This is a genomic window from Streptomyces sp. NPDC107581 (assembly GCF_055657175.1).
On sequence record NZ_JBVKBH010000009.1, the window covers coordinates 198214 to 211288 of the forward strand.

15 protein-coding genes are annotated in these 13075 nt (G+C 72.5%); 8 read left to right on the plus strand and 7 right to left on the minus strand.

The window, feature by feature from the left end; all coding sequences use genetic code 11:
• Positions 1 to 360 precede the first annotated feature (360 nt).
• Positions 361 to 1461 carry a GNAT family N-acetyltransferase gene (locus tag ACZ7P3_RS24195; RefSeq protein WP_472084934.1) on the plus strand — a complete coding sequence of 367 codons (1101 nt, stop codon included), beginning with the start codon at positions 361 to 363 and terminating at the stop codon, positions 1459 to 1461.
• 131 nt (positions 1462 to 1592) lie between these two features.
• On the opposite strand, the gene ACZ7P3_RS24200 is transcribed toward ACZ7P3_RS24195, so the two are convergent.
• Positions 1593 to 1868 (minus strand): DUF4031 domain-containing protein, encoded by a 276-nt coding sequence (locus tag ACZ7P3_RS24200; protein WP_472084936.1) that lies wholly within the window; start codon positions 1866 to 1868, stop codon positions 1593 to 1595.
• A gap of 7 nt (positions 1869 to 1875) precedes the next feature.
• The gene (locus tag ACZ7P3_RS24205; protein WP_472084938.1) at positions 1876 to 2259 is read right to left on the minus strand and encodes a hypothetical protein; all 384 of its coding nucleotides are present in this window, start codon (positions 2257 to 2259) and stop codon (positions 1876 to 1878) included.
• 55 nt (positions 2260 to 2314) lie between these two features.
• Between ACZ7P3_RS24205 and ACZ7P3_RS24210 the strand changes: the two genes are divergently transcribed.
• The 3 genes from ACZ7P3_RS24210 to ACZ7P3_RS24220 all read left to right on the plus strand — a co-directional run bounded on the left by ACZ7P3_RS24210 (position 2315) and on the right by ACZ7P3_RS24220 (position 5769).
• Positions 2315 to 3220, plus strand: a complete 906-nt coding sequence (locus tag ACZ7P3_RS24210; RefSeq protein ID WP_472084940.1) for a MurR/RpiR family transcriptional regulator — start codon at positions 2315 to 2317, stop codon at positions 3218 to 3220.
• Between the two features lie 112 nt (positions 3221 to 3332).
• Positions 3333 to 4262: an N-acetylmuramic acid 6-phosphate etherase gene (gene murQ / locus ACZ7P3_RS24215; protein WP_472084942.1), complete on the plus strand. Its 930-nt coding sequence runs from the start codon at positions 3333 to 3335 to the stop codon at positions 4260 to 4262.
• A gap of 16 nt (positions 4263 to 4278) precedes the next feature.
• Positions 4279 to 5769 (plus strand): PTS transporter subunit EIIC, encoded by a 1491-nt coding sequence (locus ACZ7P3_RS24220; RefSeq protein WP_472084944.1) that lies wholly within the window; start codon positions 4279 to 4281, stop codon positions 5767 to 5769.
• A 9-nt stretch (positions 5770 to 5778) separates the two neighbouring features.
• On the opposite strand, the gene ACZ7P3_RS24225 is transcribed toward ACZ7P3_RS24220, so the two are convergent.
• Positions 5779 to 6456, minus strand: a complete 678-nt coding sequence (locus ACZ7P3_RS24225) for a class I SAM-dependent methyltransferase (RefSeq protein ID WP_472084946.1) — start codon at positions 6454 to 6456, stop codon at positions 5779 to 5781.
• Positions 6457 to 6587: 131 nt separating this feature from the next.
• Here ACZ7P3_RS24225 and ACZ7P3_RS24230 point away from each other — a divergent pair, with 131 nt between their 5' ends.
• A complete protein-coding gene (locus ACZ7P3_RS24230; protein WP_472084948.1) occupies positions 6588 to 7160 on the plus strand; it encodes a hypothetical protein in 573 nt (190 codons plus the stop codon).
• Between the two features lie 114 nt (positions 7161 to 7274).
• Here the strand turns inward: ACZ7P3_RS24230 and ACZ7P3_RS24235 are convergent, their stop codons facing one another.
• The 4 genes from ACZ7P3_RS24235 to ACZ7P3_RS24250 form a co-directional block, all read right to left on the minus strand.
• Entirely contained in the window at positions 7275 to 8831 is a 1557-nt protein-coding gene (locus ACZ7P3_RS24235) for a carboxylesterase/lipase family protein (RefSeq protein ID WP_472084950.1), read from the minus strand.
• Between the two features lie 272 nt (positions 8832 to 9103).
• A complete protein-coding gene (locus tag ACZ7P3_RS24240; RefSeq protein WP_472084952.1) occupies positions 9104 to 10231 on the minus strand; it encodes an NADH:flavin oxidoreductase in 1128 nt (375 codons plus the stop codon).
• 117 nt (positions 10232 to 10348) lie between these two features.
• Positions 10349 to 10609, minus strand: a complete 261-nt coding sequence (locus ACZ7P3_RS24245; RefSeq protein ID WP_472084954.1) for a hypothetical protein — start codon at positions 10607 to 10609, stop codon at positions 10349 to 10351.
• Positions 10606 to 10836: a hypothetical protein gene (locus ACZ7P3_RS24250; protein ID WP_472084956.1), complete on the minus strand. Its 231-nt coding sequence runs from the start codon at positions 10834 to 10836 to the stop codon at positions 10606 to 10608. The genes ACZ7P3_RS24245 and ACZ7P3_RS24250 overlap by 4 nt, the downstream gene beginning before the upstream one ends.
• 116 nt (positions 10837 to 10952) lie before the next feature.
• Here ACZ7P3_RS24250 and ACZ7P3_RS24255 point away from each other — a divergent pair, with 116 nt between their 5' ends.
• From ACZ7P3_RS24255 to ACZ7P3_RS24265, 3 genes are all read left to right on the plus strand, one after another.
• Positions 10953 to 11792 carry a helix-turn-helix domain-containing protein gene (locus ACZ7P3_RS24255; protein ID WP_472084958.1) on the plus strand — a complete coding sequence of 280 codons (840 nt, stop codon included), beginning with the start codon at positions 10953 to 10955 and terminating at the stop codon, positions 11790 to 11792.
• Positions 11776 to 11982, plus strand: a complete 207-nt coding sequence (locus ACZ7P3_RS24260) for a DUF397 domain-containing protein (RefSeq protein ID WP_472084960.1) — start codon at positions 11776 to 11778, stop codon at positions 11980 to 11982. Before ACZ7P3_RS24255 ends, ACZ7P3_RS24260 begins: the two co-directional genes overlap by 17 nt.
• 261 nt (positions 11983 to 12243) lie before the next feature.
• Positions 12244 to 13062, plus strand: coding sequence for a hypothetical protein (locus ACZ7P3_RS24265; protein ID WP_472084962.1), 819 nt, complete (start codon positions 12244 to 12246; stop codon positions 13060 to 13062).
• Positions 13063 to 13075 lie beyond the last annotated feature (13 nt).

Genomic DNA, 13075 nt, shown 5'->3' on the forward strand with positions numbered 1-13075 from the left:
AGCAGCCACCGAGCCCCCTGCATCTCCACAACCGTCTGCTCCGCCATGTCCGCCAGCGCCGACCTGGGCGGATGCACCTCGACCTCGCCCGTCGCCCCCGCCGACCCCGTCGACTCGGCGCTGCCCACAGCCTCTTCCCTCACCGGAAATATCTTGTCGCACCTGGTCGATTTCGTTCGGCGAACGACCTTCGATACTCATATGCGCGGTCTGACGCGAACAACGTTCGCCTGATCAAGAGCAGGCAAAGCGGCGGTCAACTGTCCGCGTCGTCAACGGAGTCGGCCCTGTCAGGCGCCGATCCCCCACCCAGCCGGAAATGCTGTCGACCCCGGCGGACGCGCCCCGTACTGTGCGCGCATGCGACCGTTGAGCGGGGATCAGGTGGACGAGGCCGTGGCGGGGTGCGTGGCGGCGCTGCGGGGGGCGGTGGACCGGGACTGGAGGGGCGTCAACGCGGGTCGGCTGGAGTGGAGTTGCCTCGAAACGGCCGAGCACCTGGCGAGCGCCCTGTTCCGCTACGCGAGCCGGCTGGCCATCGGCGCCCAGGAGCGCCTTCCCGCTGAACTCGCCTTCGACGAGGGCGCCGGAAGCGCTGGTGTGCTGGACGTGATCCGGTCGACCGGCGCCCTGCTCGCCGCCACCGTCCGCGCCACCCCGAGCGGGGTGCGCGCCATCCACCCGTACCCCTTCGGCAGCGCCGACCGCGAGGGCTTCGCCGCGATGGGCATCACCGAGCTGATGCTGCACACCCACGACATCGCCCAGGGGCTCGGGGTCGCTTACGAGCCGTCCGAGGACCTCGCCGAGTCCGCCCTGACCTGGCTCTTCCCGCACGTCCAGCCCGGCCCGGCGCCCTGGCCGACGCTGCTGTGGGCGACCGGCCGCGGGGAACTGCCCGGCCGGGCCCCGGTCACCGACTGGCACTGGTACAACAACCTGGTCATCCCCGCCGGGCGCCTCACCCTGACCGGTGTCCGTCCGGCCGCCGCCCGTGATCTGCGCCTGGGCGGCGACGGCGGCTTCGAGTGGCTCGACGACGGGCCGTACCAGGGCACGCGGGAGGCCTCGACCTACCTGGTGAAGGCGTACGAAGCGGGCGTGCACCGGCCCGAGTTCGGCGTCTTCGCCCTGGTCCGGCACGAGGACGGCCGCGCGGTCGGCGGCATGGGCTTCCACGGCGTTCCGGACGAGGAGGGGCGCGTGGAGATCGGCTACGACCTGGTCGAGGGCGCCCGCGGCCGGGGCTACGCCACCGAGGCCCTGCGCGCCCTGACGGAGTGGGCGCTGGCCCGGGACGACGTCGGCACGGTGTTCGCGACCATCGAGCACGCCAACATCCCCTCGCAACGCGTGGTGTCCCGGGCCGGGTTCGCCCGGGCGACCGTGGACGAGGAACGGATCGCGCAGAAGGACCACGACATGGACGCCGGGCTCCAGCTCTACGTCCGCCGGGCCTGAGGCACCTTCCCGCGAGCGCTTCCGTGCACCGCTCGACCTGAGGGCCTCTCCCGGCGGCCACTCCCCGCACCCACCGGCCCGAAGCCTCCCCGCACGCCGCGCCCCCGCATCCCCTACCTCCCCTGCGTCCGCTACATCCGCCCGGCCCGGCGTCCCTTCCGTCTGCGCAGTCCGGATGCCTGCAGCAGGCGCACCACCTCGCGGCTGCGGACCTCCACCGCCCCGGCGGCCACCGCGTCCGCGTACCGGTGGGACGGAAGGTCGTAGTGGTCACGCTCGAAGGCCCGCCGCGGGACGCCCAGCTCCGCGGCGAACAGGTGCAGTTCGTCGTACGACACATCGCTGACCAGGTGCGACCACATGCGCCCGTGTCCGGGCCAGGCCGGCGGGTCGATGTACACGGTCACGGGAGCCTCACGAGGACGCCGTCCCGCCCGCCGCCCGGCCCAGCGCGCCCACCGCGGCGACCGTCACGCCCGCCTTGTGGCACACCCAGTGCGGATCGGGGCCCAGTGCCGGCTCCACGTCCAGCGCGTGCGGGTCGCCCGCGCCGCACACCGGGCACAGCGGCCAGCGGCCGTACCGCTCCAGCAGGGAGTCCTGCACGTCCTGCGCGACCAGCCCGGCCACGTAGTGGACACCGTCCGGCCACTGCTCGACCCACCAGCGCCGCTGGGAGACGGAGTCCTCGACGAGGGAGACCACGTCCGCCTCAGCGACGTCGCCCGCGACCAGGTCGGCGAGGACCAGCGCACGGGCGGCGTGCAGCGCCTGTTCGAGCGGGCTCAGGGACTTCATGGTCCCATTGTGCGCACTCTTGACCTCGGGACCGAACCGAAAATATCTTTCAAGAGTGACCCAGGACGTGAAGGAAAGTTTCGGAAGTCCGGGTGGTTCGCTCGCCGCCAAGGTGCGCACCCTCGCCCCTTCCATGACCCGGTCCATGCATCGCGTCGCCGAGGCCGTCGCCCAGGACCCGGCCGGCTGCGCCGCCCTCACCGTCACCGGCCTCGCCGAGCTCACCGGCACCAGCGAGGCGACGGTCGTACGCACCGCGCGGCTGCTCGGCTACCCGGGCTACCGCGATCTGCGCCTCGCCCTCGCCGGCCTTGCCGCGCAGCAGGAGTCGGGCCGCGCCCCCGCGATCACCACGGACATCGCGGTGGACGACCCCATCGCCGACGTCGTCGCCAAGCTGGCCTACGAGGAGCAGCAGACCCTCGCCGACACGGCCGCCCAGCTGGACACCGGCCAGCTGGGCGCGGCCGTCACCGCGCTGGCGGGCGCCCGCCGCACCGATGTCTACGGCATAGGAGCCTCCGGGCTGGTCGCCCAGGACCTCACGCAGAAGCTGCTGCGGATAGGGCTCATAGCCCATGCGCACAGCGACCCGCATCTGGCGGTGACCAACGCGGTGCAGTTGCGGTCGGGCGATGTGGCGATCGCGATCACGCACTCCGGTACGACGGGGGACGTCATCGAACCGCTGCGGGTCGCGTTCGAGCACGGGGCGACCACCGTCGCGATCACCGGGAGGCCCGACTCGCCGGTGACGCAGTACGGCGATCACGTGCTGACCACCTCGACCTCGCGGGAGAGTGAGCTGCGGCCCGCCGCGATGTCCTCCCGGACGAGTCAGCTGCTGGTGGTGGACTGTCTGTTCATGGGTGTCGCCCAGCGGACCTATGACAGCGCGGCGCCCGCGCTGGCCGCCTCCTACGAGGCGTTGGCACACAGGCACCGGAGTGTGACCCGGTAGACCGTAGGACTGACTGTCGTGTGGATCTGCGGGTCCGATGTGGCTGATCGCGCAGTTCCCCGCGCCCCTTCAGGGAAGCTGCAGGACCCCCCACCGGAAAGAGCCGTTCTTCATGAACTCCGATCCCCGCCGGCTCCAAGCGGAACTTGCGAGCCTGACCACCGAAGCCTTCCGGCCCGACCTGGCCGAGATCGACCGGCTGCCCACCCTCGACATCACGCGGCTCATGAACGGTGAGGACGCGTGCGTGCCCGCGGCCGTCTCCGCGCGGCTGCCGCAGATCGCCGCCGCGATCGACGCCGTCGCCGAGCGCATGGCCCGCGGCGGGCGTCTGATCTACGCCGGTGCGGGCACCGCGGGCCGCCTCGGCGTGCTGGACGCCTCCGAGTGCCCGCCCACCTTCAACACCGACCCGGCCCAGGTCGTCGGCCTGATCGCGGGCGGACCCGAGGCGATGGTCACCTCGGTCGAGGGCGCCGAGGACTCCCGGGAGCTGGCCGGGCGGGACCTGGACGCGCTCAAGCTCACTCCCGAGGACACCGTCGTCGGCGTCTCGGCCTCCGGCCGCACCCCCTACGCCATCGGGGCCGTGGAGCACGCCCGCGCCCTGGGCGCGCTGACCATCGGCCTGGCCTGCAACGAGCACAGTGCGCTCGCGGCCGCCGCCGAGCACGGCATCGAGGTCGTCGCCGGACCCGAGCTGATCAGCGGATCCACGCGGCTGAAGGCGGGCACGGCGCAGAAGCTGGTGCTCAACATGCTGTCGACGATCACGATGATCCGGCTCGGCAAGACGTACGGGAACCTGATGGTGGACGTGCGGGCCTCCAACGACAAACTCCGGGCCCGCTCCCGCCGCATCGTGTCGCTTGCCACGGGGGCTCCCGACGAGGAGATCGAGAAGGCGCTCACCGAGACCGGCGGCGAGGTGAAGAGCGCCATCCTGGTCCTCCTGGCCGACGTCGACGGCCCGACGGCCGCCCGCCTTCTGGAGGAGTCCGGCGGTCATCTGCGCGCCGCGCTGGCGGTCGCGGGCAGCTGACCCGCACGCTCGGGGCGTGCGCAACGACCCCGCCTCCACCGCAGCCGCCGTCCTCGCCCGGGTCGGCGGCCCCGGGAACGTCCTGTCCGTCGCCCACTGCATGACCCGGCTCCGGCTGCGCGTCGCCGATCCGGCGGCCGTGGACGAAGGGGGGCTGCGGGGGCTGGACGAGGTGCTCGGGGTGGTGCTGGACGGGGAGTCGTCCCTCCAGGTCGTCCTGGGCCCGGGGGTGGTCGCCGAGGTCACGGCCGCGGTGCAGGACCGGGTGGCGGGGGCGGTCACCGAGGTCACGGCGGGGGCGGTCAGCGAGGTCACGGCCGGGGTGCGGGACCGGGCGGCGGGGGCGGCCACGGGGGCCACGGCCGGGGCGCGGGACCGGGCGGCCGGGCAACCCGTCGACGCGGGCGCCCGGTTGAAGGAGCAGCTGCGGCAGCGCAACGCCACCCCCGTCAAGACGGTCCTGCGCCGTGTCGCCGCCGTCTTCGTGCCGCTCATCCCCGCCCTGATCGGCTGCGGCATCCTGGCCGGCCTCAACGGGCTGCTGCTGAACGCGGGATGGCTGCCCGGCCTGACCCCCGCGCTGACCGCCGTCGCCTCCGCGTTCATGGCGCTGATCGCGGTGTTCGTCGGGTACAACACGGCGAAGGAGTTCGGCGGCACACCCGTGCTGGGCGGGGCGGTGGCGGCCGTGATCGTGTATCCCGGCGTGGCCAAGGTGACGGCGTTCGGAGTCCAGCTGGCTCCGGGGCAGGGCGGGGTGCTCGGCGCGCTCGCGGCGGCCCTGCTGGCCACACGGGTGGAGAAGTGGTGCCGGGGCCGGGTGCCGGGCGCGCTGGACGTCCTGCTGACCCCGACCGTGACCGTCCTCGTCTCCGGCCTGGTCACCCTCTACGGCCTGATGTACGCGGCCGGCGCGGTCGCCTCGGCCATCGGCACGGCGGCCAACTGGCTGCTGGCGACGACCGGCGCCTTCGCCGGGCTGGTCCTGGGCGGCCTGTTCCTGCCCCTGGTGATGCTGGGCCTGCACCAGGCCCTGATCCCGATCCACACCACCCTCATCGAACAGCAGGGCTACACGGTCCTGCTCCCGCTGCTGGCCATGGCGGGCGCCGGCCAGGTCGGCGCGGCCCTCGCGGTGTACGTCAGGCTGCGCCACGACACATCACTGCGTACGACGATCAGGTCGGCGCTCCCGGCGGGCCTGCTGGGCGTGGGCGAGCCCCTCATCTACGGGGTGTCCCTGCCGCTGGGCCGGCCGTTCGTGACGGCCTGCGCGGGCGGAGCGGCCGGCGGGGCCTTCGTCGGCTTCTTCGCGATGCTCGGGGACAAGGTCGGGGCGACGGCCATCGGTCCCTCGGGCTGGGCCCTGTTCCCCCTGCTGGCGGGCAACCGCAGTCCCGGGTTGACGGCGGCCATCTACGGCGGCGGGCTGCTCACCGGTTACGCGGTGGGCTTCGCGGCGACGTACGTCTTCGGCTTCGCCCGCCGGCCCGGGGCGGCCGTCTGAGGCACCGGATCAGCCGGACGGAGCGCCGGACGGGGCACGCCACACGAGGGTGTAGCGCCAGAACAGCCGCCGGCGCAGCCGGGCACCGGGAAGCAGCCGACGGGCCTCCCGGCACGCCTCGGCGAAGGTCATCTCGGGGGCGCTGGTGGGGGCGGTCATGCAGACGGGTGCGGGCCGGGTCCGTCCGCGGTTCTTGATCCATCCCGTGGCCGCGTTGAGGGGCACGGCGAGCAGGCCGAGCGCATGGTCCCCGGGGCTCTCGGCCCGGGCGCAGCCGACGACGACCAGGGTGCCGCCGGGGGCCAGCTCGGAGCGGAGCCGGGTCAGGGTGTCGGCGAAGGGGAGGTGGTGGAGTACGGCGACACAGGTGATGACGTCGTAGGGGCCGGCGGGCAGGGCGTGCGGGGCCTCGGCCAGGGTGTAGGTGACGGGGGCCGAGGGGGAGGTCGACTCGCGGGCCCGGTCCAGGATCTCCCGGTCGGCGTCGACGGCTTCGACCCGGTCGGCCCGTCCGGCCAGCAGCCGTGCCAGCTCGCCGCTGCCGCAGCCCACGTCCAGCGCGGCCGCGAAACGGCGGGGCAGCCGTCGTAGCAGCCACGGGTGGTAGTGCGCGTTGTGCGACCACGGGTACGCGGCGTTGAAACGGCTCAGGGCATCGAGGAGGCGGGCCTTGGAGGTCGTTTTCACGGCGCCAGTCCAGCACAGCCACCGCGGGCCGTGTGCCCCGGCCGGGTTTCGGTCGACTCAGTACCATCGATGGCACACGGGACTCGGAGGACTCAGGGACCGCAAGGAACTCAAGGACTGCGCAGGCTGACATGAACCACGCCCAGCTCACCGCCCTCGGACGCGCCCTGCGGCTGCTCGGGGAGCACGGGGAAGCCCTCACGGCCGACACCCCGGACGCCCGGCTGCACGAGGTCAAGGCCGATCTGCGGCGGGCGCTCGACCTGCTGGAGGAGAGCGTCGGCGCCGGTGCGCCCGCGACCCGCTGCCCCGAGCATCCGTACGGGCCCGTCGACGAGAGCGCCCCCGACGGGTGTCTGCTCTGCGAGACGCGGCGCCGGACCGCCCGCCGCTCGGAGTTCCAGGGCAGCAGGCCGCACGCCGCCGAACCGGTCGCCACCGCCCCGTCCCGGTACGGCGTGCGCGCCGACCGTCCGCAGCCCCAGCAGCGGTGGCTGCCGGAGGCCTGGAACGGACGCGAATGGCAGCTGTGCGGCACGCCCCGGCGGGACCGGCGGGAGGCCGAGGCGTACCTGGCCGCCCAGCGGCGCGGGTCCCGTCCCGCCATGGCGTACCGGCTGGTGCACGAGTTCACCGACTACGAGGTACTGAGGATCTGGGGAACCCCCGTCCAGGTCGACATCGAACCCATGGGCAACCTCTAAGCCGTGCCTCCCAACTCCATGGGGGCATGAGCGGGACGCATGCGCCTGTCCGGCTCATCGGGCACCGCGGTCCGCCGGGGGGGGGTGCCGTGACCAGCACTCTCCCAACAGCCCCTAGGACAGCAGCGGCAGGGGAAGGAACTCGTGTCCCTCCCAGATGCGTCTGCTGGATTCCCTCGGGTATGCCGTGACCGTCGGCTCCGCGTCCAGGACCTGCGCAAGGCGTTCCCCGGTGTCGTAGAGGGGCCAGCCCGGGTCGCCGGTCCGGGCGAACGCCGTCCACGAGCGGCGGATGCGGGACGACAGCTCCTGCGCCACGGCCGGTATGTCCACCCCCGAGAAGAGCAGGATCCCCAGGTCGGCGCGGAACGTGCCGAAGAGCAGAGGGATGTCCAGGCCGTGGCAGGCCCCCAGCTCACGGCTGCCGCCCGGGGCCTGCCAGGCCAGTTCGTACAGGTGCGCCCTGCCACCGCCCGCCCGCTGGGCCTCGGCGAGACGCAGCGACGGCATCGCGAACAGCCAGTCGGTCTGCACGCGTTCGTACAGCTCGGTGGGGGTGGCGTCGGGGAAGGCCGCGCGGTAGGCCCGCTCGCCCGCCTCGCCGCCCGGGGCCAGCAGCCGCAGGGCTCCCGTCAGCTGCTCCTGCGTGATCCGGCCGAGCATGCCGCCCATCGCCAGGAACAGCCGGAACTCGTCACGGTTGTGACCGGTCAGGAGGTCCACGTCCTCGGCCGCGCCCGCCGCGAGGGCCTGCCAGGGGGTGGTGGGCAGGACATCGCCGTCCACGACCGGCGAGAACGGCGTGACCGTGGGCGCCGCCTGGCCCCAACGGCCCGTGTACTGGAGCATCTTGGCGCTCAGCGACTGGCCCGCCTCGGTGAGCCGGCGGGGGTCCACCGCGGCCAGGTCCGCCGCGGCCGGCCGGTGCCCCGCCTCGGCCGCGAGGGCCGCCGCCATGTCGCGTGCCAGCGCCTCGGAGAAGAACGTGCCCGGCATGCTCTGTGCCACCGCCCGCCGGAACAGGCCGCGGGCCCTCGGCATCGCCAGCAGCGAGGCCACCGAGCCCGCACCGGCCGACTCGCCGAAGACGGTGATCTGTCCGGGGTCACCGCCGAACGCCGCGATGTTCTCCCGCACCCACTCCAGGGCCGCCACCTGGTCCAGCAGCCCCCGGTTGGCCGGGGCTCCGTCGAGGAGGGCGAAACCCTCCGTCCCCACGCGGTAGTTGAAGGTGACGACCACGACATCGCCGTCCCGGGCGATGTGCTGTGCGTCGTAGGCCGGCTGGCCGGCATGGCCCAGTTTGTAGGCGCCGCCGTAGATCCACACCATCACCGGGCGGGCGCAGGACGGGTCGGGGTCGGGCGTCCACACGTTCACCGTCAGCCAGTCGTCGCCCGTCGGGCCCGGAGCGCGGGCGACCTTGCGGCCCTGGATGCCGGGCTCCTGCGGAGGCGGCGGGCCGAACGCGTACGCCTCCCGGGTGCCGTCCCAGGGCCGGGCGGGGCGCGGGGCCTGGAAGCGGGCCTCGCCGACCGGCGGTTCGGCGTAGGGAATACCCCGGAAGACCGCCAGGCCGTCCTCGCCGAGGCCGCGCACCGCCCCCGAGACGGTGCGCACCACTGGTCCGGCGGCCGGTTCCGCCGAGGTCCGGGACTCGGTCGTCGTCATGCTCGCTCCTCGCTCCCCACGGGTCACCAGAAGAACGCACGACGACGATCACGAGTGCCCGAACCGACCGACCGCTTCGGCCCAGCCGCCCCCACGCAGCTGCCCCCACACAGCCGCGTCAGCCCAGCCACCCCCACGCAACCGCGTCAGCCCAGCCACCCCGACACAGCCGCGTCAGCCCAGCCACCCCCACACAGCCGCGTCAGCCCAGCCGCCCCGACACAGCCGCGTCAGCCCGGCCACCCCCACGCTGCCGCCCCTGCACAGCCGCGTCAGCTCAGCGTCTTGACCGCGGCAGCGTCGTACGGCTTCAGGTCCTCGAAGCGGTCGGCGAGCACCTTGGCCGCCCACTCGGGGTCCTGGAGCAGCGCACGGCCGACGGCGACCATGTCGAACTCGTCCGCCTCCAGGCGGTCCAGCAGGTTGTCGATGCCCTTGACCTGGGAACCCTCGCCCTGGAACGCGTTGATGAAGTCGCCGTCGAGGCCGACCGAGCCGACGCTGATGACCTGCTTGCCGGTGATCTTCTTGGTCCAGCCCGCGAGGTTCAGGTCGGAGCCGTCGAACTCGGGCTCCCAGTAGCGGCGGGTGGAGGCGTGGAAGACGTCCACACCGGCGGCGGCCAGCGGGGTCAGGATCGCCTCCAGCTCCTCGGGGGTCTCGGCGAGGCGGGCGCCGTAGTCCTGCTGCTTCCACTGCGAGTAGCGGAAGATGACCGGGAACTCGGGGGAGACGGCCGCGCGGACGGCCGCGACGATCTCCGCCGCGAACTTGGTGCGCGCCACCGGGTCGCCGCCGTAGGCGTCCGTACGGCGGTTGGTGCCCGCCCACAGGAACTGGTCCAGGAGGTAGCCGTGGGCGCCGTGCAGCTCGACACCGTCGAAGCCGATGCGCTCGGCGTCGGCCGCGGCCTCGGCGAACGCGGCGACGACGTCGTCCAGGTCCTGCTGGGTCATGGCCTTGCCGGTGAGCTCGGCACCCTCGCCGACCAGGCCGGACGGGCCCATCGCGGGGGCGTCCGGGAAGGGCGCGTCGCCGTCCTTGCGGACCATGCCGATGTGCCACAGCTGCGGGACGATCGTGCCGCCCGCCTTGTGCACCTCCTCGGCGACCCTCGCCCAGCCCGCCAGCTGCTCCTCGCCGTGGAACCGGGGCACGCGGTCGCTCTGGCCGGCCGAGTCGTGGCCGACGTAGGTGCCCTCGGTGACGATCAGGCCCACGCCCGCGGCGGCGCGGCGGGCGTAGTACGAGATCACGTCCTCGTCGGGGATGCCCCCCGGGGAGAACATGCGGGTCATCGGGGCCATCACGATCCGGTTGGGCACGGTGAGCCCGTTGAGCGCGATCGGCCGGGAGAGGATCTGGGCCGCGCGGGAGGCGGCGGGCGTGGTGACGGTCACGTGGGGGGCTCCTCGTGAGATGGCGACGTTAACCAGTGGGTATGTGCATGCGCATTGGTGCAGCTCCTTAAGTAAACCGTCCCGGCGGCGAAACGCATTCCCCACCCAGGAACGTCTTCATGTGACGCCGGGCACACCCCCGGGCGGCGACTCGGTCATGCCACGGAGGAGGGTCTCCCGGTTCAGCCGCCGCACCCGCTCCCGCAGCACCTCGTCCGGCGGCGCGGTTCCGGCCGACTCCGGCGGGCAGTCCCACTCGCGCCCGCCACCCACGGGCCGCAGCTGCACATATCCGCCCACGTGCCCCATCACCTCGCCGAGGCGACCGTTCCGCGCGTCGACGGCATACGAGCCGACCGCGGGCCCGCCGCCGCTCACACCTCACCACCGCGTGCCGCACCGCGCAGGACGGCCGCCAGTCGCGAGGCGACGCCCAGGTTGCAGCGCCCGAGGTCGACCAGGGCGTACGGCTCACCGTGCGCCCCCGTCCAGGGATCGACGCGCAGTGACGGCAGGATGATGCCGACGTCATGCAGGGCCGCGCGCAACTGCTCCACGGCCTCCTCGGTCGTCCGGGCCGGCCGGTGGCTCTCCGTCGTCCCCATCGGGCCTGTACCTCCACAGTGAGTGTTCGCGTTCGCTACACAGCGTGGCCGCGACACGGCTAGCCTGGCCATACACGGCGCCCCAACAACCCCATGTGCGTGACAGGGAGTTGCCCATGGCAGGACCGAAGGACCTCGACCCGTCGTCATCGCCGCGGGCCCTGCTCGGCGCGGAGTTACGGCACGCCCGCGAGAAGGCCGGGCTGAGCCAGGAGGAACTGGGCCGACGGCTGTTCGTCAGCGGGTCGTTCGTCGGGCAGCTGGAGGCGGGGACGCGGCGGATGCAGTTGGAGTACGCGCGGTTGTTGGACGAAGTACTTGGGATGGAGGACTTTTTCCAGCGGAACTGCGCGGCGGCAGCCAAGTCGAAGTATCCGGAGCACTTCGCGGAGGCGGCGGAGGCGGAGGCTGCCGCTACGGCCATCAGGCAATACACACCGCTTCTCATCCCTGGCCTGCTCCAGACGCCCAGGTACGCACATGCTGTGTCCCGCGCCTATCAGCCGACGGCTCCGGATGAGGCGAACGCCGAGTTGGTGGCACACCGGATGGAGCGGGCGAGAATCCTCGACGATCCAACAGAGCCGTTGTTTTGGGCGGTGATTGACGAAGCCGCACTGCGCAGGGCGACGGGAGGGCGTGCGGTGATGATCGATGCCCTGCACCACATCATCGGCGTGGTCCTTCGGAACCGAGCCATCGTGCAGGTGCTCCCTTTCGAAGCCGGGGCCCATCCGGCGCTGGAGGGCGCCATCAAGCTCATGGACTTCAAGGACGCCCCTCCGCTGGTCTACTTCGAAGGGGTCGGTACGGGTCGGCTGGAGGATGACCCAGCTACGGTCGCCCGGCTGAGGTTCACGTTCGATCTCCTGGTTGCCTCCGCGCTCTCGCCGGAGAAGTCCCTGGCCCTGCTGGAGACAGTGGCGCAGGATTACGAGCATGACGAGCATTCCTGACTACGACGCAGCCACTTGGTGCAAGTCCAGCTACAGCGGGGGAAGTGGCGGCGATTGCCTGGAAGTCACCGTCGACTTCCCTGCCGTCATCCCCGTCCGCGACTCCAAGACCCCCCTCGGCCCGAAGCTCGTGTTCCGGGCGGAGGCCTGGTCGGCGTTCGTCGAAAACCTCAGGAACCTCGGCGCCTGAGCCTCGGGCTTCGAGCCCCGAGCCCTCTTTTCAAGGAGTGGGTGGAGGGCCTCAACCCACCCTCCCACCCGGCGAGTTGACTTGACGCGTTCGGCTTGCCACGCACGGTGACGGTCGTCTAGCGTCCCGCATAACGAACAGCCCCCGCCAGGTGCGCCAACACCTGCGGGGGCTTGACCAACGAGATCGAAGGCAAGTCGATCCATGGCTGACGCCAAGTTTAGTGCTGCCCCCCTGTCCGCGCACGTGTCCCCGCACCCGATGGCCAATCCGGGTTACGGCAAGCGCTCGGCACCTGATCAACTCCCCCGCACCAACCATGACTTCGCATACTTACCGCCCCGCGAAGCCGCCATCGCCGCGTACGTCGACCGCCTCCCCGACGGCGCCGACATCTCCGTGAAGACGCTGGCCAAGACGCTCCCGTACGGCCAGTGCGCCTTACGTACGGCCCTCAACGCCCTCCAGCGGGCAGGGCACTTACGGCGAGGACGGGAACGGCTGGAGACCGGCTCGGGCGGCTCGCGCTGGATCACCCGATCGTGGTGGTCCCGTACTGCGCGTGACGACGGCTGGTGGGCGGCGTTCACACGCGGCGACGTACCGGAGGACCCACCCGAACGGCCCGGCCCCACCCGCTCCCGCGCCCACGTCCTCCTCGCCGCGCTGGGTCGTACGGCCCCGGTGCTGTCCCTGTCCGCCGCCGACTGCGCCGCGCTCGCCCCGCTGGCGGAGGAGTGGTTCGCACGCGGGGCCACCGAGGAGATCCTCCTGGCCGCGCTGACCGCAGGTCTGCCCACGCCCGTCCACAGCCCGGCGGCCCTGCTCCGCCGCAGGCTGACCGACAAACTCCCGCCGGAACCACCGGCACCACGCCCGCCCCGCCGGTTCCTGGAATGCGCGGAGTGCGGAGTACCGGGGCGTCCGGAAGCACTGCCGGGAGGCGTGTGCGCCGGCTGCCGGGGTGAGCGCGCTCCCGCGCACCCCCGTACGCCCCTGCCGGCTTCAGCAGTCCAGATCCACGCAGCCGAGATCCGCGCTGCGATGTCTCTCAAACGACCGGAAAGGGCACCCGTATGACGGCATCCACGGT

Excerpts from the sequence above, each read along its gene's own strand:
- ACZ7P3_RS24260 (WP_472084960.1), top strand. The coding sequence starts at position 11,776 with ATGACGAGCATTCCTGACTACGACGCAGCCACTTGGTGCAAGTCCAGC.
- ACZ7P3_RS24230 (WP_472084948.1), top strand. The coding sequence starts at position 6,588 with ATGAACCACGCCCAGCTCACCGCCCTCGGACGCGCCCTGCGGCTGCTC.
- ACZ7P3_RS24235 (WP_472084950.1), bottom strand. The coding sequence starts at position 8,831 with ATGACGACGACCGAGTCCCGGACCTCGGCGGAACCGGCCGCCGGACCA.
- ACZ7P3_RS24195 (WP_472084934.1), top strand. The coding sequence starts at position 361 with ATGCGACCGTTGAGCGGGGATCAGGTGGACGAGGCCGTGGCGGGGTGC.
- ACZ7P3_RS24265 (WP_472084962.1), top strand. The coding sequence starts at position 12,244 with ATGGCCAATCCGGGTTACGGCAAGCGCTCGGCACCTGATCAACTCCCC.
- ACZ7P3_RS24255 (WP_472084958.1), top strand. The coding sequence starts at position 10,953 with ATGGCAGGACCGAAGGACCTCGACCCGTCGTCATCGCCGCGGGCCCTG.
- ACZ7P3_RS24250 (WP_472084956.1), bottom strand. The coding sequence starts at position 10,836 with ATGGGGACGACGGAGAGCCACCGGCCGGCCCGGACGACCGAGGAGGCC.
- murQ (WP_472084942.1), top strand. The coding sequence starts at position 3,333 with ATGAACTCCGATCCCCGCCGGCTCCAAGCGGAACTTGCGAGCCTGACC.
- ACZ7P3_RS24205 (WP_472084938.1), bottom strand. The coding sequence starts at position 2,259 with ATGAAGTCCCTGAGCCCGCTCGAACAGGCGCTGCACGCCGCCCGTGCG.